This is a genomic window from Pseudomonas sp. 02C 26, from assembly GCF_002843585.1.
In the GTDB taxonomy this organism is placed as follows: Bacteria; Pseudomonadota; Gammaproteobacteria; order Pseudomonadales; family Pseudomonadaceae; genus Aquipseudomonas; species Aquipseudomonas shirazensis.
The window spans coordinates 1082134-1103654 of sequence record NZ_CP025262.1 but is presented as its reverse complement, the minus strand read 5'-3'; the positions used below and the strand labels follow the sequence as shown (position 1 = coordinate 1103654).

The 21521-nt window shown below is 65.1% G+C and carries 18 protein-coding genes; 5 read left to right on the top strand and 13 right to left on the bottom strand.

What is annotated here, in order from left to right; genetic code table 11:
* Positions 1-67: 67 nt before the first annotated feature.
* The 4 genes from CXQ80_RS04990 to CXQ80_RS04975 all read left to right on the top strand — a co-directional run bounded on the left by CXQ80_RS04990 (position 68) and on the right by CXQ80_RS04975 (position 7381).
* The gene (locus CXQ80_RS04990) at positions 68-622 is read left to right on the top strand and encodes an NUDIX hydrolase (RefSeq protein ID WP_101317077.1); all 555 of its coding nucleotides are present in this window, start codon (positions 68-70) and stop codon (positions 620-622) included.
* A 19-nt stretch (positions 623-641) separates the two neighbouring features.
* Positions 642-1214, top strand: coding sequence for a murein L,D-transpeptidase family protein (locus CXQ80_RS04985; RefSeq protein WP_101317075.1), 573 nt, complete (start codon positions 642-644; stop codon positions 1212-1214).
* Between the two features lie 151 nt (positions 1215-1365).
* Positions 1366-3048, top strand: coding sequence for a ShlB/FhaC/HecB family hemolysin secretion/activation protein (locus CXQ80_RS04980; RefSeq protein WP_101317073.1), 1683 nt, complete (start codon positions 1366-1368; stop codon positions 3046-3048).
* Between the two features lie 28 nt (positions 3049-3076).
* Positions 3077-7381, top strand: a complete 4305-nt coding sequence (locus CXQ80_RS04975) for a hemagglutinin repeat-containing protein (RefSeq protein WP_101317071.1) — start codon at positions 3077-3079, stop codon at positions 7379-7381.
* Between the two features lie 53 nt (positions 7382-7434).
* Here CXQ80_RS04975 and CXQ80_RS04970 read toward each other — a convergent pair whose 3' ends face one another.
* From CXQ80_RS04970 to CXQ80_RS04915, 12 genes are read right to left on the bottom strand one after another with little or no spacing between them, the layout of a single operon-like run.
* Positions 7435-8094 (bottom strand): general secretion pathway protein GspN, encoded by a 660-nt coding sequence (locus CXQ80_RS04970; RefSeq protein ID WP_101317068.1) that lies wholly within the window; start codon positions 8092-8094, stop codon positions 7435-7437.
* Positions 8091-8477 (bottom strand): type II secretion system protein GspM, encoded by a 387-nt coding sequence (gspM, locus tag CXQ80_RS04965; RefSeq protein WP_101317066.1) that lies wholly within the window; start codon positions 8475-8477, stop codon positions 8091-8093. The genes CXQ80_RS04970 and gspM overlap by 4 nt, the downstream gene beginning before the upstream one ends.
* A complete protein-coding gene (locus CXQ80_RS04960) occupies positions 8477-9571 on the bottom strand; it encodes a GspL/Epsl periplasmic domain-containing protein (protein WP_101317064.1) in 1095 nt (364 codons plus the stop codon). Before CXQ80_RS04960 ends, gspM begins: the two co-directional genes overlap by 1 nt.
* A gap of 11 nt (positions 9572-9582) precedes the next feature.
* Positions 9583-10173: a Tfp pilus assembly protein FimT/FimU gene (locus CXQ80_RS04955; protein ID WP_101317062.1), complete on the bottom strand. Its 591-nt coding sequence runs from the start codon at positions 10171-10173 to the stop codon at positions 9583-9585.
* The gene (locus tag CXQ80_RS04950) at positions 10170-10538 is read right to left on the bottom strand and encodes a type II secretion system protein (protein WP_101317060.1); all 369 of its coding nucleotides are present in this window, start codon (positions 10536-10538) and stop codon (positions 10170-10172) included. The genes CXQ80_RS04955 and CXQ80_RS04950 overlap by 4 nt, the downstream gene beginning before the upstream one ends.
* Complete coding sequence (gene gspH, locus CXQ80_RS04945; RefSeq protein WP_101317058.1) at positions 10535-10972, bottom strand: type II secretion system minor pseudopilin GspH; 438 nt, start codon at positions 10970-10972, stop codon at positions 10535-10537. The genes CXQ80_RS04950 and gspH overlap by 4 nt, the downstream gene beginning before the upstream one ends.
* 3 nt (positions 10973-10975) lie before the next feature.
* Entirely contained in the window at positions 10976-11410 is a 435-nt protein-coding gene (gspG, locus tag CXQ80_RS04940; protein ID WP_101317055.1) for a type II secretion system major pseudopilin GspG, read from the bottom strand.
* Between the two features lie 15 nt (positions 11411-11425).
* Positions 11426-12628 carry a type II secretion system inner membrane protein GspF gene (gene gspF / locus CXQ80_RS04935; protein ID WP_101317053.1) on the bottom strand — a complete coding sequence of 401 codons (1203 nt, stop codon included), beginning with the start codon at positions 12626-12628 and terminating at the stop codon, positions 11426-11428.
* Positions 12629-12631: 3 nt separating this feature from the next.
* Positions 12632-14080 (bottom strand): GspE/PulE family protein, encoded by a 1449-nt coding sequence (locus CXQ80_RS04930; protein ID WP_101317051.1) that lies wholly within the window; start codon positions 14078-14080, stop codon positions 12632-12634.
* Entirely contained in the window at positions 14080-16032 is a 1953-nt protein-coding gene (gspD, locus tag CXQ80_RS04925) for a type II secretion system secretin GspD (protein ID WP_101317049.1), read from the bottom strand. The genes CXQ80_RS04930 and gspD overlap by 1 nt, the downstream gene beginning before the upstream one ends.
* Positions 16033-16036: 4 nt before the next feature.
* Positions 16037-16462, bottom strand: coding sequence for a pilus assembly protein PilZ (locus CXQ80_RS04920; RefSeq protein ID WP_101317047.1), 426 nt, complete (start codon positions 16460-16462; stop codon positions 16037-16039).
* Entirely contained in the window at positions 16459-18099 is a 1641-nt protein-coding gene (locus tag CXQ80_RS04915; RefSeq protein WP_101317045.1) for a lipoprotein UxpA, read from the bottom strand. Before CXQ80_RS04915 ends, CXQ80_RS04920 begins: the two co-directional genes overlap by 4 nt.
* 224 nt (positions 18100-18323) lie before the next feature.
* Here CXQ80_RS04915 and CXQ80_RS04910 point away from each other — a divergent pair, with 224 nt between their 5' ends.
* On the top strand, positions 18324-20369 hold the full coding sequence (locus CXQ80_RS04910) for a PhoX family phosphatase (RefSeq protein ID WP_101317043.1): 2046 nt from the start codon (positions 18324-18326) through the stop codon (positions 20367-20369).
* A 70-nt stretch (positions 20370-20439) separates the two neighbouring features.
* On the opposite strand, the gene gspK is transcribed toward CXQ80_RS04910, so the two are convergent.
* Positions 20440-21402 carry a type II secretion system minor pseudopilin GspK gene (gspK, locus tag CXQ80_RS04905; RefSeq protein ID WP_101317041.1) on the bottom strand — a complete coding sequence of 321 codons (963 nt, stop codon included), beginning with the start codon at positions 21400-21402 and terminating at the stop codon, positions 20440-20442.
* Between the last annotated feature and the right edge of the window lie 119 nt (positions 21403-21521).

Sequence of the window (21521 nt, the reverse complement as noted above, 5' to 3'; positions counted from 1 at the left end):
GGCCGACGGGCACTTGCTGGCGGGCGGCAAGGCGCGCCAAGATAGGCGCATATAAAGGGAGCAAAGCATGAATTTCTGCAGTGCGTGCGGCAAGCCGGTCATCCAGCGCATCCCCGACGGCGACAGCCGCCTGCGCTACGTCTGCGACCATTGCCAGACCATCCATTACCAAAACCCCAACATCGTCGCCGGGGTGCTACCGACCCATGGCAGCCAGGTGCTGCTGTGCCGCCGCGCTATCGAGCCGCGCCGCGGCTTCTGGACTCTGCCCGCAGGCTTCATGGAGAACGGCGAGACCATCGATCAGGCCGCTCGTCGCGAAACCGTCGAAGAAGCCTGCGCCAGGGTCGGCGAAATGAGGCTGTATCAGCTGTTCGACCTGCCGCATATCAATCAGGTGCACCTGTTCTTCCGCGCCGAACTGGCCGATCTGGACTATGCCGTCGGCGTCGAAAGCCTGGAGGTGCGTTTGTTCGAGGAGCATGAGATCCCGTGGGACCATCTGGCTTTTCGCACAGTCGCACGCACACTAGAATGCTATTATCGCGACCGCATCGAGCAGCACTTCCCCATAGGCCATGAATACGTGGCGCCGATGACCGTTGCGCCGCCCATTACCTAGTCTGCAGGGATACCGTTTCATGCGTTGGTTGCTAGCCCTTATCTGCTGTGGTGTCGCTTCGGTGTCGCAAGCGGCGTTTACCGAAGTCATCATTCGCAAGCCCCAGGGCCAGGTGCAAACCCAGGCGCCCGCGCAGCAGCAGCAGCAGCAGCAGCAGACCCAGCAGCCACTGATCGACAAGGTGCTGGTGCTCAAGTCCGAACGCCGCCTGCAACTGATCAGCCGCGGCGAGCCGCTCAAGACCTACCGCATCTCACTGGGCAAGCAGCCCAAGGGCGCCAAGGAGCGCGAAGGCGACAAACGCACCCCGGAAGGTTTCTACTGGCTCGATTGGCGCAAGGCCAGCGACCGCTACAACCTGGCCATGCACATCTCCTACCCAAACATCACCGACGCCGCCAAAGCCCGCCGCGCAGGCGTATCCGCCGGCAGCATGATCATGATCCACGGTACGCCGCTGGATGAGGAATACCCGGAGTGGTATTTCCATACCCTGGACTGGACCGAGGGCTGTATCGCCATGCGCAATGCCGATATGCGCGAGGTATGGAGCATGGTCAAGGATGGCACCATGATCGAGATCCGGCCCTGAAGCGGCCGGCTCCTGACAAGAAATCTCCTACACAATTAGCACACTTGTCTGACGCTCCGGTCGGCAAGGTACGGCATATTTTCCAATAGCCAACTTCTTAAAATTTCCGCAAAGAAGCACGCAAACCGTGCCCTAGTTGCGGAAGTTCACAATGCCTACTTGCCTGCCCCGTGTAGGTCGACTAATCCTTTGCGCCCTCTTGCTGGGCCTTTTTGGCACAGTAGAGGCGCTCGCCAGCGACCCCGCCAGCCAGCAGATACGTGATCAACAACGCGCGCTGCAGCAAATCGAGCAGCACCAGCGTTTGCAGCAGTGGCAGCGCCGGGGGCGGGTCGACAGCACTGTCGAGTCGACCACGTCAGCCCCGCCTGATCAACAGTGCTGGGCGATCTCCGGTGTGCGCATCACCGGCAACAAACAGATCTCCAGCGCCGACCTTGAACAACACCTGCGGCCGCTGCTGCCATCCTGCACGGGCGTGGCCGATCTCAATCGCCTACTCAAGGCCATCACCGAACTCTATGTACGCGCCGGTTATCCGGCCAGTCGACCGTACCTGGCCCGGCAACCGGCGACTGGCAAGCCACTCGAGGTGGTCATCATCGAAGGCTTTGTCGAGTCGATCAGGCTTGCCGATCCCGACCTGCCATTGTCGTTACGCGGCGCCTTTCCCAATCTGCTGGGCCGGCCGTTGTACTTGCCTGATCTGGAGCAAGGCCTCGACCAACTCAATCGGCTGCGCGCCTACGACCTGACTGCCGCGCTGCTGCCGGGCACCCTGCAGGGCGGCACCCAGATACTCATCGAGCCGCGCGCAGTGGGTTCGCGCTGGCACCTGGACAGCCGCCTGGACAACCGCGGCAGCCCCCTTACCGGTCGCCACAGGTTGAGCCTCGGCCTCGGCGTCGACAGCCCGCTGCAGGTCAACGACGACCTGCGCCTGACCCTCAACGCCGCCGTATTCGACGCACCGGGGCAGAGCCAGGGCGCCAGCCTGTATTACAGCGTGCCCTACGGCCCGTGGACGTTCGCCGTCAACGCCAGCCAGCTGAGCTACCGAGCGCCGATCCCGGATACCCGTTACACCAGCAACGGCACTAGCCGCTTCCAGGGCGTGAGCGCCGAGCGCGTGCTCTGGCGCGGTCAGCACGGCATGCTCAGCGCCAGCGCGCGGCTTGACCACAAGCAACTGCAGAACCGCCTCGACGACAGCCTGCTGCAACTACAGAGCCCGACCCTGACCACGCTGGACGCCGAGGTCAATCTGCTGTGGCTGGAGGCAGGCCTGTGGCACGGCTACCTCGGCATTGCCCGCGGCTTGGCCTGGTTTGGCGCAGACCCACCGGCTAGCGCAGCCGCGCATCCACAAGCGCAGTTTCTCAAGTACCGGGCAAATCTGCTGCATGTGCGTCAGGGGCCAGCGCAAAGCCCCTGGCGCTGGCAGAGCGAACTCAATCTGCAGTACAGCCGCGATGTGCTGCCGGCCATCGAACAGTTGCTGCTCAGCGACGACTCGGCGGTACGCGGTTTTCGCGCCTACAGCGTCGCCGGCGCCAGCGGCGCGGTCTGGCGCAACAGCGTTAGCCAACCCTTGGCCATACCCCTGCCCTTCAACTTGCAGCTACGCCCACAACTCAGCCTAGACCTGGGTTGGGCCCGCCTCACCAGCGACAGCCCCTGGCAACGACTGGCCGGCGCCGCCGCTGGCGTCGAGGTCAGCCTGCCGGGCAGCCGTTTGCGCCTCGACTATCAATTTCCGCTGTACGCCAGTGACCGTTCTCGACAGGCCCTCGAGCCGGGATTCTGGGTGCTGGATTGGAGCCTGTCCCTGTGATTCACCCACCACCACGAGAAAAACAATAATGAAAAACCTTGCGCAACTCCCCCTGATCCAACCAGACACACTGCGCTGGGCGGTGTTTGTCGGCCTGTTCTGCACGGGCGCAGCCCTTGCCCAACCCGCATTGCAGCCCAGCAGCGGCCCCGGTGGAACGCCCGTGATCAACCCGGCCCATGGCGTGCCGGTGATCGAAATCGTCCCGCCAAATGCCAGTGGCCTGTCGCACAACCAGTTCATCGACTATAACGTCGGCAAGCCCGGGCTGGTGCTCAACAACTCGCTGCAGTCGGGCCAGTCGCAACTGGCCGGCGCCCTGGCGGCCAACCCGCAGTTTCACGGTCAGGCCGCTTCGACCATCCTCAATGAGGTGGTCAGCCGCAACGCCTCGCTGATCGAAGGCCCGCAGGAAATCTTCGGTCGCGCGGCCAACTACATCCTCGCCAACCCCAACGGCATCACCCTCAACGGCGGCAGCTTCATCAACACCACCCGGGCCGGCTTCGCGGTCGGTACTGCAGAGGTCCAGGACCAGCAGTTGAAGCTGCTCGATACCTTGCAGGCGAGCGGCTCGCTGCAGGTGCTGAGCGGCGGCCAACGCAACGACGGCGGTGCGCTGGACCTGATCGCACCGCAGATTCACAGCACGGGCGAGCTCGGCGCCAAGGACGACCTCAACATCACCGTTGGCCGCAATCGTATCGATGCGGTGACCGGTAACGTCGTCGAACACCTGGCTGCGACGCCTTCGAGCATCGACGCCCAGCTCTTCGGTGCGATGCACGCAGGGCGTATTCGGGTAGTCAGCACTGGCGAAGGTGCCGGCGTGCGCGTTGGCGCGGTGCAGGTCAACGGCCGTGACGGCGTCAGCATCGGTTCGGCAGGCGATCTGTTCATCAGCGGTGAACCCGGCCAGGCCGCCACGTTACGCAGTGAGCAGGGGCTGTTGAGGCTGCAGGCCAGGGACAACTTGACCCTGCGCGCTATTGATGGCCAGGCCAAGCGTATCGAAGCCAAGGCCGGGCAACAGCTGACCCTGGATACCACTACCCGCGAAACCATCGCCCGCGAGCAGGAGAACTGGGATAAAGGCTGGTGGTTCGTGACCACCGAAACTTACAACCGCGACCGCACTACCACCGAACGCACCGTGCAAGGCACCACGTTGAAGGCTGACGAAGCGGTCCAATTGCAGTCGGGCGGCGACCTGCGAATGGCTGCCGCAACGCTAACCAGCGAGGGCCAGATTAATCTCGCCAGCGGCGGCAAACTGGACATCGACGCAGCTGTCGACAGCACGCGGGTAAACCAAACCATCCGCCATCGCAAACACCTGTGGAATGGCGACAGTAACAGCGACGACTATCAGGAAACCGCCCGCGGCAGCCGCCTTCAGGCTGGCCAAGTCAGCGCCAGTGCCACCGGCGCGATAAACGTCCGCGGCAGTGAAGTGCATAGCCAGAGCGATGCAGTCCTGCACAGTGACCAGGGCAGCCTCGAGGTCACCAGCGGGCAGACCCAGTCAAGCTCCAACTCGCACAGCCGCGACAGCAAGTTGTTCGGCATCATAAGCAAGAGCAAGGACGACGCCGAGCAACATGAACAAGCCCAGGCCAGCGAAGTGCAGGCCCAGAGCAACCTGCACCTGGCCAGCGCCGAGCAGATGCGCATTCACGGCTCCAGGCTCAAGGCTGGCCAGCAGTTGAAGGTCGACGCCAAGGGCGATCTGCTGATCGACAGTGCCCAGTCTCGATCCCAGCAGCAGGCTTCAACTCATCAACGCGGCCTCACCGCATCTGCCAAGCAGACCCAGGAGGCTGAGGACGGCAAGCCTGCTTCGCACCAGTACCAGGCGGGCCTGGGCTATCAGGTAGTCAACAGCCAGCATGAGCAGCAAGACACCACCCAGCTGGGCAGTGAGCTGCAAGCCGGCAACGTCGACCTGCGCAGCGATGCCCACCTGCAAGTCAACGGCTCACAGGTCAAGGCCACCCACGGCGACCTGAACATCAACGCAGAGCAAACCACTCTGAGCGCCACCCACAATCAGCACGAGTCGCTCGACAGCTCCAGCCAGAGCGGCGGCGGCCTGCTGTTGAGCGGCGGCATCGACAAGCTCGGTGCGGCCTTCGAAGGCCACCACAACCGCGATACGCAACAGCAAAAGGACAGCAAGGTGCAGCGCAGCGAACTCTCGGCCACAGGCAACCTTCATATCAACAGCAAGCAACTGGTCACCGAAGCCGCACGGGTGACTGCCGGCGATACTCTGCAAATCGATGCCGAGCACATCGACAATCGGGCGGTGCATGACACTGAAGTGCGCGAGCACAACCGTAACGACTGGAGCGCCAGCCTGGGTGGCAGCCTGGAATACCGCGGGCTCACCCGGCCGATCGAGCAACTGATCGCAGGCGGTGAGGGTCAGCGCTTCCAGCAGGCCTCTGTGGAGGATGCGCTGGTCGCCCCGAGCGCCGGCGCCGACATGACTGTGGAGCACCTCAAACGCTTGGAAAACCAGCGCCGCGGCTATGCGCAGGTCAGCGAGCTGAGTGGTGGCTCGGTGGTGGTCAAGGCAGATCGCATCGATGATCAAGGTACGGCATGGCGAGCCAATACCGGCACCCTGCAGATCGATGCCAACCGTCATCACATGGCGGCGGCGGTTGATCAGCAGCAGAGCAAGGTCGACCGCCTGGCCTATGGCGGCGACCTGCGGGTCGACACCAGCACTGGCGAAGACATCAATGTGCGCGCCTCGGCCAAGGGTGACTCACTGGCAAGTCTTGTCAGCAAGGACACGGCCCGCCCAGGCAGCCTCTACGGCAAGCAAGGCATTCAGGTTCAGTTGGGCAGCGAAGGCCGCTATGAGGGCAGCCGCTTCGACGGTGGCGATGCGGGGGTAAGCCTGCACAGCGGCGGGCAACTGAGCCTGGTGCAGGTCACTGATCGGCACAGCGAGCAGATCAATGCCATCGAGGGCAACGCCTGGGCCAAAGGCGGCAACCGCCCCGGCAGCACGGGGGGTGAAGTGCGCGGCTATCTCAAGAGCGAGCAACGCTCGCTCGACGATACGACTGCGCAGGTGGCCCAGATCGACGCCAAGGGCGATGTCAGCCTGAGCAGTGCTGGCGACCTGTTGCTGGAAGGCACACGTATCGGCAGCCGAGCGGCCAAGGTCGCCAACGTCGATATGAACAGCGCCGGGCTGTTACAGGTCAAGGCCGCTACCTCAAGTCACGAGGCCCACGGCAACGCCCTCGGCGGCGGCCTGGAATTGGCCCTCAAGCAAGGCGATAGCCGCGGTGGCGCAGTCGGCGGCCACTTCAACAATGGTCGTGTGGATGAGTCCTCGCGCCAGGCAGTGGATGCGCAGATCGACGCCACCGGCAAGCTGGCCCTGGCCAGCAGCGCACGCGAAGAAACTGCCATGCACCTGCAAGGGCTGCAGGCGACGGCGGGGCAGATCGCGATCACCGCAGACAACGGCGGCCTGCTGCTGGAAGGCTCATCGAACAGCGAGCGGCGCGACAACCTCGCCGTCACTGCCGGCGCCGGCTTTGCCCAATCCAGCGGCAGCCTCGACAGCCAAGGCCTGCACGGCCGGGTCAAGGTCAACCTCGACCAACGCGATAACCAGACCAGGAACACCAGCAACCTGCGCGCCGACCACATCGTCCTGACCAGCAGCGGCGACAGTCGCTTGCTGAGCGCGCGCCTGGATGCAGGACGCATCGACGCCGACATCGGTGGCGACCTACTGGTCGCCAGCCGCAAGGACCAAGTCAACAACCTCAGCGTCGATGTTGATGCGCGCTTGAGCCGCGAGCGCAATCCGCAGGGCTTCAACAATGCCCTGGCTGCGTTGGCAGGTCCCGCGGGCGACAAGCTCACCGGCAAGTTCGGCAAGCAGGTCAGCAAGGTCGACCCAAGCCTGTCGCCTACGCTGAAACTGGACGTGTCGCAGGTTCAGCGCGACACCGTCAGCGAGCAAGCGAGTTTGAGTGGACGCGATGAAGTCCAGCTCAACGTCGGCGGCAATCTGAAACTGGAAGGTGCCAAGCTGCAGTCAGGCAAAGGCCAGGGGAAGGTGCAGGCTGCATCCGTCACCGAGCAGACCCTATATGGCCGCGACTACCGCCGCGATGTGGCTGTGGATGCGTCAAATTCGCCGGTCGATCTGGGCACGGCATTGCTTGACGTGATCAAGAACAGCACTCGCACTGATGGTGAGAATGCCTTGAACCTGGGTTTGCTGCGCACCAGCGGGCATGATCGAAGCGAGGTATTCGCATCGAGTATTCAAGACACACGCACGCCACGTAAGTAAGGGCTGCGCTGGCCTGTTCGGTTCAGAACGGACGGGCCTGCGCGGGTGGGTTGCTACCAGCTGACACGGCGCTGCATCTGTAATGCCTGCATGCCCAGCAACTGCGCCCCGCGCAAGATCGGCACCAGGCCAGTGTCAGGCTCCAGCGCGAGGTTGATCTTAGCTTGCCGGCGCAACAGGTCAGCGTCCACACGGCCGTGGTGCTGCCCGTCTGCCTGCAGTGTTCCCGACAGATTCCAGCCGTCACTGCAGTCCATCTGCAGCGTCGCCCGGCCCAGCCCCAGCGACCATGGCTCGACCAGTGCCAGGTCGTGTGCCTGAAGTTGCCCTTGCGCCGCGCTGCAGCCCCAGCCAGAGCCCTGCATGCTTATCGCGCCCTGCCATTGCCCGACCAGGCGGTAGCCGACCGGCACCCGTGCCTGCGCGCCAAGCGCGGCCAGCTCTGCCCGCCACGCCCAGGGCCAGCCGGACACCTGTGCCTGCCAGTCCTGGCCTTGAAAGCCCGCCTGCACCTGCCCGCTGATGCGCCACGGCTGCAAGTGCCAACGTACCAACCCAAGCTGCCCCCACTGCGTCGCCTGGCCCTGCCAGATGCTGCCGGCAACCCCCGTTGCAGGTAGGCCCAGGCCACTGACGACCCAGCTGGCGGGCAGTTGCGCCAGCACGCTCACGCAGAATACCATCACCAGCCACAGCCCAGCGCGCTTGCTCATGGCTGCACCTGCAGCTCGAAACGCAGCCCGCTCGGGTCTTGCTCCAAACCCCATTGCAGCAACTGCACGCCATCGGCCTGCAAGGCCGCCAGCCACTGTTGCAGATGCTGCTCATCAGCCACCTGGCCGCGCAACTGCCAGAGGCCATCGCGCGGCTCGACATCGAGCAGCTTGACCTGCCGCACCTGCGCTGACTGGCGCAGTTGCTCAAGACTCACCGGCGCGCCTTGCTGCAAGCTGGCCGCCGACTCGGCCAAGGCCTGCCATTGGCGCATCTCCCCCCAGTGCGCCAGCGCGGTACGGCTCGCAAGCGCCAGCAGCAACAGCGCGATCAGGCCGCAAGCCAGCGGCATACGGTTTCGGTGCAACCATTGACGGTCCATCATGCGGCTCCCAGATCGAACACCACCGGCCACTGCCCTGCAGCGCCGACTTCGACGCTGGCGCCGACGGATTTGGCTAGCGCCTGCCAGTCCGGGGCACTACCCTCCCCGTCCAGGCGCAGTTGCCAGCGCTGGCCATCGAAGCGCACCGCTTGCAGGCGCCAACCGGGATTCTCACCCAGCCAAAGGTCCAGCTGGGCCTGCAAGTCCTGCAGCTTGCGCAGGCGCAACTGACGCTCGCTGTGCACCTCGCCCAAGCGCTTGAGTGCCACACTCGCCTGGCGCAGCGTGGCCTGCTCGCCGGTTACGGCCAGCACCTGCTGGCGATACACCTCAGCCTGGCGCCACTGCTGGCTCAGCCAGATGCCGGCCCACAGCGTGGCCATGGCGAGACAGGCAACGGCCAGGCGCAACGGGCCACGTGGCAGCTTGAGCGGCTGACGCTGACGCGGCGCGGCGAACAGATCGGGCAAGCTATCGAGGCATTGCAGTTGGGTCGGCCAACTACCTTGCAGTGAATTGAGCTGCAGTTCGGCCCACGGGCTGGACGGTGCCTGGCCAAGGCGCTGCGGCCAACACAGCCAGTGTTCAAGGCCATCGGCGGTGACAGCGCGCAACAGTTCGAGGCCATCGCCACGTTGCCATCGCCAGCCGCTGCCGACAGCAGGCGCAGGCGCAGGCAGCAATTGCATCTCAGTCCAGCAGCGTTCGATGTTCAACGCCCACCCCGCGCATTGTTCGCGCCAGTCTTGCAACTGCGCACGCGCGACCACTGCCAGGCGCAATTGCCTTGGCGAACGCCCGAGGCAGGCACACAACACCTCATCAGCTGCCTGCAACAGTCGGTCTTCAAGCAGCAGCGGCCATTCGTCGCGCTTCAAGCCGGGTGGCGCGGACATGTGAAAATGGCTGCAAGACGCGGCAGGAATGATCAGCGCAACCCGCGCCTCAAGATCGGTCGGGGGCTGGCCTTTGCCGTGGCGCGACGGCTGGTTACCCTGCACCAGCAGCCAGTCCCACGGCTGATCAACGTTGCCCGGACGCAACAGCAACCAAGGCCGGGGGCTGCGCTTGCGACGCCAATCAACAGCCATCAGCGCCACCTTCAGGACAGCCCATGGGGCAAAGCGAATGTACAGACATAAGGTGCTCCATCACGCTGCAGTTGCAGCCGCACACCGGCGCCGGGGTGTGCCGGTTGATCGGAAGGCCAGGCCAGCCAGCGGCCGCCCTGGTAATAGACAACGCTCCAACTGCTGACCCGCGGCAACCGCTCGCGCACGACCCAATGCGGCATGCCGACGGCATACAGGTCTGCCGAACTTTCCAACAGCAACTGCTGCTCGCGCGGATCGAAGCGCAGGCGCTGACGTTGCAGCCGCGAGCCGCCCTCGGCCTGCGGCCAGGCGGCGGCAGCCACCCAGAGCAACTGCTGCGCCTGCGGTTGCCAATCGAGCCAGCGCACGGCCAAGGGCAAGCGCTGCTCATAGAGACGGCGCAGCACCGGGCTGTCGAAACGCCGCTCCAGGGCCAGGCAAAACTCCAGCACACCGCGTTCGTTGCTGGTGCTGTCGAGACGTTCGCGAACTTTGAGCCAGCCGTTGACCAGCGCGGCGAGCATGACCCCGAGCACGGCGGTCAGGGCCAGCGCGACCATCAGCTCGATCAGGGTCAAGCCTGCCTGGCGACGCTTCATGGCCGCTCCAGAAACACGCTGTACAAACCCAGCGGCAGGCGCTGCTCGCGGTCTGCGAACAACTGCAGCTCGCCACGGCGCAGGTCACGCACACCGGTGCTGCGCAATTGCAGTTGCCAATGGCAGGTCTGCCCGCCCTGCTGCAATTCTCCGCTGCCCTGATTGGCCGCAGGCCAGTACTGCTCGACGACAAAGCGCGCCTGCAATTCACGCGCGCAGAGCAGCCCGAGGCGATGCTGCTGGACGGTCTCCTGCACCGCCAGGCGCTGGCGCAGGACCTGACTGGCGATCACCGCCAGCACCGAGGCGATGGCCAGCGCCACCACGACCTCAAGCAAGGTGAAGCCCACCTGGCGCGACTTCACGGCGCGGCCTGGGTCAGCAAGCGACCGTCGCGCCCCCACTGCCAGCGCTGGCTGCCTTGCGGCCAGCGCCACAGCAGCGTGCCGGGCTGTGCCCAGCCCTCGGGAGTGAACAGCAATTGCGGCGTAGCACTGGCGGACCAGTCCGGGCGCAGCGTCTTTGGCCACTGGCCGAGGCGCACCGGTTCGACCACCCAGGCGTCGCCCTCGCGGCGGACAAACTCCGGCTGCCGGCCGTTCCAACGCAGCCCGCGCAATTGCCCGGCATGGCGCGCCAGCGCAGCTTGTTCGCGGGTCTGTGCAGCCAGCCGCTTGAGCGTCTGGCTGACGTTGCTGTTGCCACTGTCGAGCCAGGCCACACTGAGGCCGCTCATCAAGCCGGCAATCGCCAGCACCACGAGCAGTTCGATCAGGCTGAAGCCACGCTGGGCGAGCATCGGTCACAGCGCCCAGTTGCCCAGGTCGGCATCCAGGTCTTCGCCGCCCGCTACGCCATCGGCACCCAGCGAATACACGTCGACCCGACCATGCTCGCCGGGCATGCGGTACTGGTACGGAGTGCCCCAAGGGTCTTCTGGCAAGCGGCGGATATAACCGTCGCTGCGCCAGGCCCGCGGGACGGGTTCGGCGACCGGTTTTGTAACCAGCGCCGCCAAGCCCTGCTCGCTGCTGGGAAAGCGCAGGTTGTCGAGCCGATACATGTCCAGCGCCTGCTCGAGCGTTGCCAGGTCGGCCATGACCTTCTGGCGCATGGCTTTGTCCTGATTGCCCAGCACGCTCGGAGCGACCACGGCGATGAGCAGGCCGATGATGAAAATCACCACCATGATTTCCATCAGGGTGAAGCCTTGTTGGCGCTTACGTCGATGCTGCATTGCCGGTTCTCCTTGTCACAGTTGCAGGCCCTGGTTGAGTTGCATGATCGGCAGCAAGACCGCCAGTACGATGAACAGCACCACGCCGCCCATCACCAGAATCATCAAAGGTTCAAACAGCGCCATCGCGGTATCGACCTGACGGGCAAAGCCACGCTCCTGGTCGTCGGCCACGCGCTCGAGCATGTCGGCCAGGGTGCCGCTGGCCTCGCCGCTGCCGACCATGTTCACCAGCAGTGGCGGAAACTGTTGGCTGGCGTCCAGTGCCCGGTGCAGGCTGGTGCCGCCCTCGACCTGCTGGCGGACCTGTTCCATGGCTTGGCGAATGCGCCGGTTGCCAACCGTTTCGGTGGCCACCTGCAGCGCTTCGAGAAGGGCCACGCCACTGCTGCTGAGAATCGCCAGGCTGCGCGCCAGCCGCGCGCTTTCCAGCACTTGCAGCAGGCCGCCGACACGCGGCAGGCGCAGCAGCCATTGATCACGGCGCAGGCACCAGTGCGCTTTGCGCAGCAGCCAGCGGCTGATCACGCTGAATAGCAGGACCGCCGCCAACAGCCAGGGCCCGGCGCTGACCAGGCCCTGGCTGAGGCCGATGAGGATCGAGGTCACCAGCGGCAGGCTCTGTCCGGAATGGGCAAATTGTTCGGTGAGTTTGGGCACCACGAAGGTCATCAGGCCGACCACTACGGCCAGCGATACACCCATCAGCACCGCCGGATAGATCAACGCCGTACGCGCCTTGTGTTGCTGGCGCTGGACCTGTTCGAGGTGATCTGCCAGCCGCGTCAGCACCTGCGCCAGCCGCCCGGAACGCTCACCGGCTTCGACCAGCGCGCAGTAGAGACCAGTGAACGGCGCGCCCTGCCTTGCCAAACTCCGGGCCAGCCCAAGGCCCTCGGCCAACGCCCCGCGCACACCGACCAGTACCGCTTGCAGCGCCGGCTGGCGCAACTGCCGCTCCAGTGTGGCGAGCGCATCGACCAGAGGGATACCGGCGCCAGTCAGGGTTGCCAGTTGGCGGGTCAGCTCGCACAGCTGCGCCCGGCTGAGGCGCTGGTGACGGGAGCGACCGGTCGCGTTGTCGTGGCGCTTGAGGTCTTTGGCGAACAACCCCTGCTCGCGCAACAACTGCCGTGCATGGCGCTCGCTGTCGGCCTGCAAAGTGGCGGCGTGGCGTTTGCCGACAAGGTCGACGGCCTGGTAGCGATAGGTCGGCATAGGTTAGCCCTGGACCACGCGCAACACTTCGGCAAGGCTGGTCTGGCCGCGCTGCAGGCAGTCACTGGCCATGCTCACCAGGCTGCGCCGACGGTCGCTCAGGTAGGCGTGCATGGCCACTTCGCTGGCGCCCTCGTACAGCAAGGCAATCAGCCCGGCATCCAGTTCAACGAATTCGTACAGGCCCATCCGCCCGGCATAGCCACTGCCCTGGCAGGCTTCGCAGCCGACTGCGTGAAAGCTCTCGCGCAACGCACCCAGTTCGGGGAACAGTTGTTTTTCTGCGGCCTGCAGCGGCTGCGCGACAGCACAGCTGCACAGTTGCCGGACCAGCCGCTGGGCCAATACGCCGCGCAGGCACGAGGCAATCAGAAACGGCTCGATGCCCATGTCGCGCAGACGGGTAACGGCGCCCACGGCGCTGTTGGTGTGCAGGGTCGACAGCACCAGGTGGCCGGTGAGGCTGGCCTGCACGGCAATCTGTGCAGTCTCCTGGTCGCGGATTTCGCCGAGCATGATCACGTCCGGGTCCTGACGCAGAATCGCCCGCAGGCCGGCGGCAAAGGTCAGCCCTGCGCGTGGGTTGATCGCGGTCTGGCCAATGCCGGCGATGGCATATTCGACCGGGTCTTCCACGGTGAGGATGTTGCGGCTGCCGTCGTTGAGGCTGTTGAGGCTGGCGTACAGGGTGGTGGTCTTGCCCGAGCCGGTCGGGCCGGTACTGAGGACAATGCCATTGGGCCGCGCCAGGCAATTGCGCAAGCCCTGCAACACGGCGGCGGGCATGCCCAGGTTGTCCAGCGCCAGCAGGCTGGCCTGCTTGTCGAGCACGCGCATCACCACCCGCTCACCGTGGATGCCGGGCAAGGTCGAGACCCGCACATCGATCTCGCGACCAGCTGCGCGCAGGGTGATCCGGCCGTCCTGTGGCTGGCGTTTTTCGGCGATATCGAGGCGGGCCATGACCTTGATCCGCGACACCAGCATCGCCGACAGTGCCCGCGGTGGGCGCAGCACTTCGCGCAGGTGGCCGTCGACGCGCAGGCGCACCACCAGGCTTTGCTCGAAGGTTTCGATGTGGATGTCCGATGCACGCAGGCGCATGGCCTGGCCGAACAGGCCGTTGATCAGGCGGATCACCGGCGCTTCGTCATCGCTTTCGAGCAGGTCTTCGATGCGTGGCATTTCGCTCATCAGGCTGTCGAGATCGACCTGCTCGCCGATGCCTTCGATCAACGCCTGGTTGGCCGCGCTGCCGGCTTGATAAAGCTGGCCGAGGCGTTGATCGAAGTCTGCCGCCGGCAGGTACTCGACCGCTGCCGGCTGGCCGTGCACGCGCAGCAGTTCCTGCAACTGCGCGCTGTCGGCGTCGGCCCGCAGCCACAGCTGCCAACCTTCGGCGAGTGGCGCCAGGGCAAGGCCGGACTGGCGCGCCAGGCGATAGGGCAGCATCACCAGTTACCGCCTTCGAGCCGCGCGCGGCTGGCCGGAAACACCTGCAACAACTGCGAGCCTTCGGCCAACGCTGGCAATTGCAGCGGCGTGCTCTGCTGCAGGCTGCGGTACTTGTCCTGGCTCAGACCGGCGAGGCTTGGGCCGTCACGCAGGATGCGCGGGCGGATGAACACCATCAGGTTCTGCTTGGTATTGCGGCTGGCATCGGAGCGGAACAAGCGGCCCAGCACCGGGACATCACCAAGCAGCGGCACACGCTGGTTGCTGGTGCTCAATTCATCGCTGATCAGGCCACCGAGAATCACCAGGCCGTTGTCCTCGACCATGACCTTGGTCTTGATCTCGCGCTTGTTGGTAATGACGTCACTGGCGCTGCTGCTGTCGGCAATCGACGAAACTTCCTGGACGATATCCAGGCGCACACTGTTGTCGACGTTGACCTGCGGTTTGATCCGCAGCTTGACCCCGACCTCCTTGCGCTCGATGGTCTGGTACGGGTTGGCGTTGTTCTGGGTTACCGAGCCGGTCACGAATGGCACCTCCTGACCGACCAGGATCGACGCCTCGGCGTTGTCCAGAGTCAACAGGGTTGGCGTCGACAGCAGATTGAAGCCGCTCTTGCCCTTGAGTGCATTGACCAACATGGCGAAGTTGAAGCCGCCGCCGAAGTTGCCGATGCCGGCAGTCACCCCAGTGGTAGCCGACAGCAGCTTGCCCAGCGCACTGGTATCGCCCTCGGCGGCCGCGCCGGCAATACCAGCGATGTTCACTCCGTTGCTGCCGAAGTTGACCACGCCAGCGCCAAACTTCTCGTCAGCAAACAGCCACTGCACACCCAACTCCTGGGCTTGAATGTCCGAGACCTCGGCAATGATCGCCTCGACCACCACCTGCGCACGACGGATGTCCAGCTGCTCGACAATGTTGCGATAGGCCGCCAGCTCGCTGTCCGGGCCGACCATCACCACAGCGTTGGTGCCCTCCTCGTATTCCAGGCGAATACCGGAGTCACTGGCCATCGCCACTGGCTGATCCTTGCCCTCGCCCTGCCCTTCGGCCGGCACCGCGCCGGTCTGGCTCAGGCCGCGCAAGACCTTGACCACTTCGCTGGCATTGGCGTGGCGCAGGTAGATCACCTGGGTATTGCTGCTGTGCAGGTTGTCGCCGGGCCGATCCAGCTGGGCCAACAAGGCGCGCACGCGCTCACGGCTGTCGGCGCTGCCGCGCACCAGCAAGGCATTGCTGCGCGGGTCGGCCACCACCTGGGCACGGTCAGCGGCCTGTTCACTGGCCAGCAGCCGCGTGACCAACTGGGCGGTATCGGCAGCGCTGGCGTGCTGCAGTTTCATCACCTGCAGTGGCTCCTCGCTGACCTGGTCGAGTTCGCGCAGCAGGCTGTCGATGCGTTCGAGGTTGCTGCGCCAGTCGGTCACCACCAGCAGGTTGGCAGCAGGGTACGGCGTGATCACGCCCACCCGGGGATCGATCAGCGGCTTGATGATGCCAAGTATCTGCTCGCTGCCCGCATTGCGCACATTGAACACGCGGGTGGCGACACCATCGCTGCCGGTATTCTTGCTGGCGGCGTTCTCGACCGGCACCGGCTCGAGCCGCGCGGCTTGATCGGGGACGATCTTGACGCTGCCATTGGGCAGGTCGACGGCGGCGTAACCCTGCGCACGCAGCTGGGCGAGGAAGATATCGTAGATGGCGTCAGCGTCATGCCGGTCGACGGTGCGCACGGTGACCTTGCCTTTGACCCGCGGGTCGACGATGAACGTAGTGCCGGTGATCCGCGACACGCTGTCGATGAACTCGACCAGGTCAGTGTCGACGAAATTCACTTCGTACATCGGCGTGCCGCCTTCGTCGAGCACCTCGGGCTCTTCAGCCCACGCCAATGACAAGCTCAGGCTCAATGCAGCCGCTGCGCAGTATCTAGCAAACATCAACTCATCCTTGCCGCTTGAAGCCGGTCACGGCGGGCCGTGGCGGCCAGGGCAGGCGTTCGCGCCGCCCCTGGTTGTCGATAATCAGGCCTGCGCCATCGATGTCCTGCAGCACGATCCCCGGCGCCAGCCGCTGGCCGCGGCCCAAGGTGCGAATCTGCTCGCCGAAACGCAGCACCACCACCGTCGCCGACAGCGGCTGGGCACGCAGCCCGCCGAGGTACTGCAAGGGCAGCCGGGTCAGAGGGATCTCGCCGGTATCGAGCGGGGCTTGCCAGTGCCCCGCCATCAGCCCTGGAATGGCCGCGTGTTCAGGCTGCGCCGTCGTGGCCGGCAGCGGCTGACGGCTAAGCTGCAGCACACATTGCGCCGCCAGCCAGCCGGCGAGGGTCAACAGCAAAAAGGCGCCGAGGCGACTGCTCCAGCTCACGTCTTAGCCTGCCGTGGGTGCCAGCCGGGATGCCCCTGTACATAGCGCACCTCAGGCAACTGCAGCGGTGCCAGGCGCCAGTCGCTGGGCTGACGACGCAACCAGGCTTCGAGGGTTTGCCACAGCGGCTCACCGGCATCGGCGGCGAACTGCAGGCCGAAGGTGCGGCACTGGCCCTGCACGGTCGCAAAGTCAGCGATACGCTTGCCTTGCGGGCTATAACTGACGCGCCAGGCCTGGTCTTGCCAGCGTGGTAGATCCTGGCTGTTGTCGAGCAGCAGCGGGTCGCCGAACAACTGCTCGGCGGCGTTTTCCAGCACCTGTTCAACCTGCCGTGCCGGCGCCTCGACCACGGGCGCCGGGTAGCCACCGGTAAGGCTTATCAGGTGCTCGCGGGTAATCATTTCACCGCCTGCCAACGGATAGTCGTAGCGCAGCCCCGGCAACAACACCGGCATGGCGCTGCTGTCAGACAACGCTTGCTGGAGCAAGGCATCCCAACTGCCGCCGCGCGTATCGCGCCGCCACAGGGCTTGCGGCGCTCGTGCCAACGGTAGATCGAGCCAAGCGGCATGGCCAGCACGCTGCGCCCGCACCACACTGCGCAGTTGTGCGGCGCGCGCCTGGGCAACGGGCGTCAACTGCTGCTCGAAGGCGGGAAAGAAACGCGCCTGAAACTGCCATTGACCCGCCACCTGCTGGCAACGCAAACGGAACGCGCCGCTGCCACGGCAACCGGCGAACAGCACCGGCACCTGCCGGCCGCTGGCCTGGCTGGCCAGCACTGGCGCCGGCCACAAGTCCTGGCCACGGGCGCACAGCAGCACGTCGATTTCAGCCACGCGCTCGGCCAGCCACAGGCCCGGGCCGGTGCCGACATCGGCCAGCGCAACGACCAGATCAGCCTCGCGTCGCGCCTGCTGAAAGACCGCTTGCAGTGACTGATACCACTGCTTCAGAGAGGCTTTTTGATCCTGCGCATAAGGGTCGGTCACCCCCACTACAGCAATCCGCACACCTGCGCGCTGGAACACCCGCAGGCTGTCGATGCCCAGCGCCTTGCTCTGCTCGGCAGACAGGCCTGCACCCAGTGTCGCCGCGGTAGACTGCTGATAGAGCGCCGCACAGCGCTGTGGCCAGAGCACACGTTCATCGCTGCTGACGCGGACATCGCTGCCCAGTAGCTGGCTGCCCTGCACGCCGCTTTCGCCCTGGCTCAGATAAGCCAGGCCGCTGCCATTCCAGCCCTGGCCGTTCTCCAGGGTCAGGCAGTTGTCTGCGCCGCCTTCGTTGCGCAGTTGCTCGAGCAACGCGGCCAGCACCGGGTACCCACCCAGCTGTGCGCGGCTGCTCTGGCTGGCATCCAGCAAAGGTGCAAGCTCCGGGGATGCGGCACTGGCGCTGGCGCCGGTCATCCACGGCGCGCGGCCGAGGTGGCTGACCGGCCCCAGGCGCGTCGCCGGCACCACCGCCTGGCCGGGTTGGCGGGCATCCAGGGTGTCGGCGAGATACAGCAGGTCCAGCGGCGCACCGCCGCCACGCTGGCCGGGCAGCGCCGAGCAGGCGCCAAGCAACGGCGTCAACGCCGCGACACCCATCCAGCTGATTACCTCGCGTCTGCCCACACTGCTAACCATCAGGCCCGCATCCTTTTCCGAGTTCACGTTGGGGTTCGGATATTGCGGCGCTCAGATGACAGTTTCATGGCAGATATCCGACAGTAATCGCCGATTGTTCTGTCAATACGTACTGGTAAGAACTGCTGGTTTTAAGCAGACCTTAATATTTCTGCCAAGGAATCATCACACTTGAGCACTACAGTCGCGGTTTCCTCCAACTCAGCCACTATAAGGACACCCTGATGAGTCGAGACACCGGCGACAACCTGGACCGCAACCAAAGCGGCAACCTGCCGATGGCCAGCGTCATGGACACTTACCTGAGCCGTCGCACCGTGATGCGCGGCAGCCTTGGCGCAGCCATCGCAATGATCGCCGGCACCGGTCTGACAGGCTGTTTCGACAGTGGTGGCGGTTCCGACAACGACTCGCCGTCTACCCCGGAGCCGGTCAAGCTCAAGCTCGGTTTCGACTCCATCGCCGGCTCGCGCACCGATGCCTGCGTCGTCGCTGCCGGTTACAGCGCCTACGTGCTGGCGCCCTGGGGCACTCCGCTGAACAGCAACGCCAATCCGTGGAAGTCCGATGGCAGCAACACCTCCACCGACCAGGCCAACGCGATGGGCATGCACCACGACGGCATGCACTTCTTCCCTATCAACGGCAGCTCGGATGACGGCCTGCTGGCGATCAACTTCGAGTACATCGATGCCGCCGCACTGCACCCGGCCGGCCCCACCACCGACGGCAGCGGCAAGCGCCCGGTGGAAGAAGCACGCAAGGAAATCAACGCCCACGGCGCCGGCGTGGTCCGCCTGAGCAAGGTCAGCGGGCGCTGGCAGGTGGTCGACAACGACCCGCTCAACCGCCGCTTCACCACGGTGTCGCTGATGGATATCGCCGGACCACTGCGCGGCAGCGACCACGTCAAGACCAAATTCTCCCCAGCCGGCACCCAGTGCCGCGGCACCAACAACAACTGCGGCAATGGCTACACGCCGTGGGGCACCTACCTGACCTGCGAAGAAAACTGGCCAGGCATCTTCGTCAACACTGCGACCCGCCCGGCGGATCAGGTGCGCATCGGCGTCAGCGCCACCCGTGGCCAGTACCGCTGGGAAACCTGTGCCGGTGATGCCAGCGAAGTGGACGATGAGTTCGGCCGTTTCAACATCACCCCAAGCGGCGCCAGCGCCACTGACGACTACCGCAACGAAGCCAGCACCTACGGCTATATCGTCGAGATCGACCCGTACAACGCCAGCACCCTGGCAGTGAAGCGCACCGCATTGGGCCGCTTCCGCCACGAGGGCTGCTGCCCGGGCCTGCCGGTCGCGGGCAAGCCGCTGGTCTGGTACACCGGCGACGACTCCAACAACGAATACCTGTACAAGTTCGTCTCAGACGCGGTCTGGGACCCGGCGGACGCCACCCCGGCCGACCGCCTGGCTACCGGTGCCAAGTACATGGACCAAGGCAAGCTGTACGTGGCTCGCTTCAATGCCGACGGCAGCGGCAACTGGCTGCTGCTCGACGTGGCCACCGCCACCACCGGCGGCAGCACCCTGGGCGCGCTGTTCGGTGACCTGCCGGGGATCATCATCAATACCCGCGGCGCCGCCGATGCCGTTGGTGCAACGCCGATGGACCGCCCCGAGTGGACCGCAGTACACCCGGTCAACGGTGACGTCTACCTGACCCTCACCAACAACAGCGCGCGCACTGCGGACAAGGTCGATGCTGCCAACCCACGCGGGCCGAACCGTCATGGCCACGTGATCCGCTGGCACGACAGCGACGACCAGTTGAGCTTCAACTGGGACATCTTCGTGTTTGGCGCCAACGCTGCCGGCACTGCCGATATCAACCGCTCCGGCTTGACCGAACTGAACCAGTTCGCCAGCCCCGATGGCATGAGCTTCGACAGCCGCGGCGTGCTCTGGATCGAAACCGACAACGGCGAGTCGACCCTCACCGACTACACCAACGACCAGCTGCTGGCAGTGATCCCGACCGATCTGGTCGATGCTGCCGGCAAGCAGGTCCCGGTAAACGCGCAGAACCAGTCGGCCCTGCGCCGTTTCTTCGTCGGCCCGAACGGCTGTGAAGTGACCGGGATTGCCTTTGCCCCAGACAACAAGTCGATGTTCGTCAACATCCAGCATCCGGGCAACTGGCCGTACAACGACGTCGCTACCGACGCCACTCCGGCAGGTGCCACGGTGCGCCCGCGAGCTTCGACGGTAGTCATTCAGCGTAATGATGGCGGCGAGATCGGCACTGCCTGATCGAACCTGATCAACGCCCCGGTTGCAGCGCCGCCCTGGCACTGCGACCGGGGCGTTCTCGATTGTGGGCTCACAACAACGGTTCGCGCGCCCTGACGCGCACCTGCTGCGCCGGCACCCGCGCATGCCACTGCACCACACCCAGAGCCTCGACCTGCAACTGACTGCGCAAGCTCAGCCCCTCTTCCTCGAACGACAGCTGCAACAGGTAATGGCCGCTGTTGAGCAGCAAGCCCTCACTCAAGCGCTCGAACGTTTCATCATCGACCGCACCCAGCGCCTGGCGCAGATCCGCTGCATCGGCATAACCGGTCGCAGGGCGGCCACTGACAATGCGGCTGAGCAGTGAACGCGGATACTTGCCTTCATACAACGCATCGAGCAGCTCCAGGTGTTCCAGGCCCAAGGCGTTGGCGTTCAAGCGCCAGCCACTGGTCTGCGCGATCGCACACAACATCGGATAGCGGCGCTGGCGGGTCGCGTCCGGCTCCAGCAGCAGGTTCAGCTCGCTGCTGTCGAGCATCGGCTGATTGGCCGCCAGCCGCGGTGGCTGCTGGCGCAGGTACTGGGCACTTTCGGCGCCTTGCAGGCGGGCATCGCTGTCACTGTCGAGCCAGTCCGCCAGGCCGTGCACCAGCCGTTCGGCCGCCATGTTGTCGCCCAGCAAGTAGCGCAGCTGGCGCTCGGCGCGCTCGGCGTCGTTGCCAAGCAGGGCATTGACGTTGAAGCAGGTGTGCTGATCGCGTACCCGCAACTGCGCCGTACCGCCGGCAAAATCGTAATTCAGTGGCTGCCCGCGCAGGGCCTGCCAGAACAGCGGGCTGAGCCGCCAAGCGGGATCGCGCAGGGCTTGTTTGGCATAGGCCAGACCGGCCTGTTGCATCGCCCGCGCCTGCACCCGCTGCTGCAGCAGGCGCACTTCATCGACCTGACGACGGCCACCTTCGACCAGCCAGGTCAAGCCCGCAGCCAGCATCGCCAGCGCCACCATGACCATCAACAGTGCCGCGCCCTGCTGTTGCTTACCGCCCATTGCCGCCTGCCTTTTCATCACCGAAAGCCGCCAGTCAACACCGTGCGTGTTGCAGGCAGATGGCAGCCGTTCCACCGTCATCCAGGCGTCATCTAGGACAGGCAGGATTGCTTCTCTTT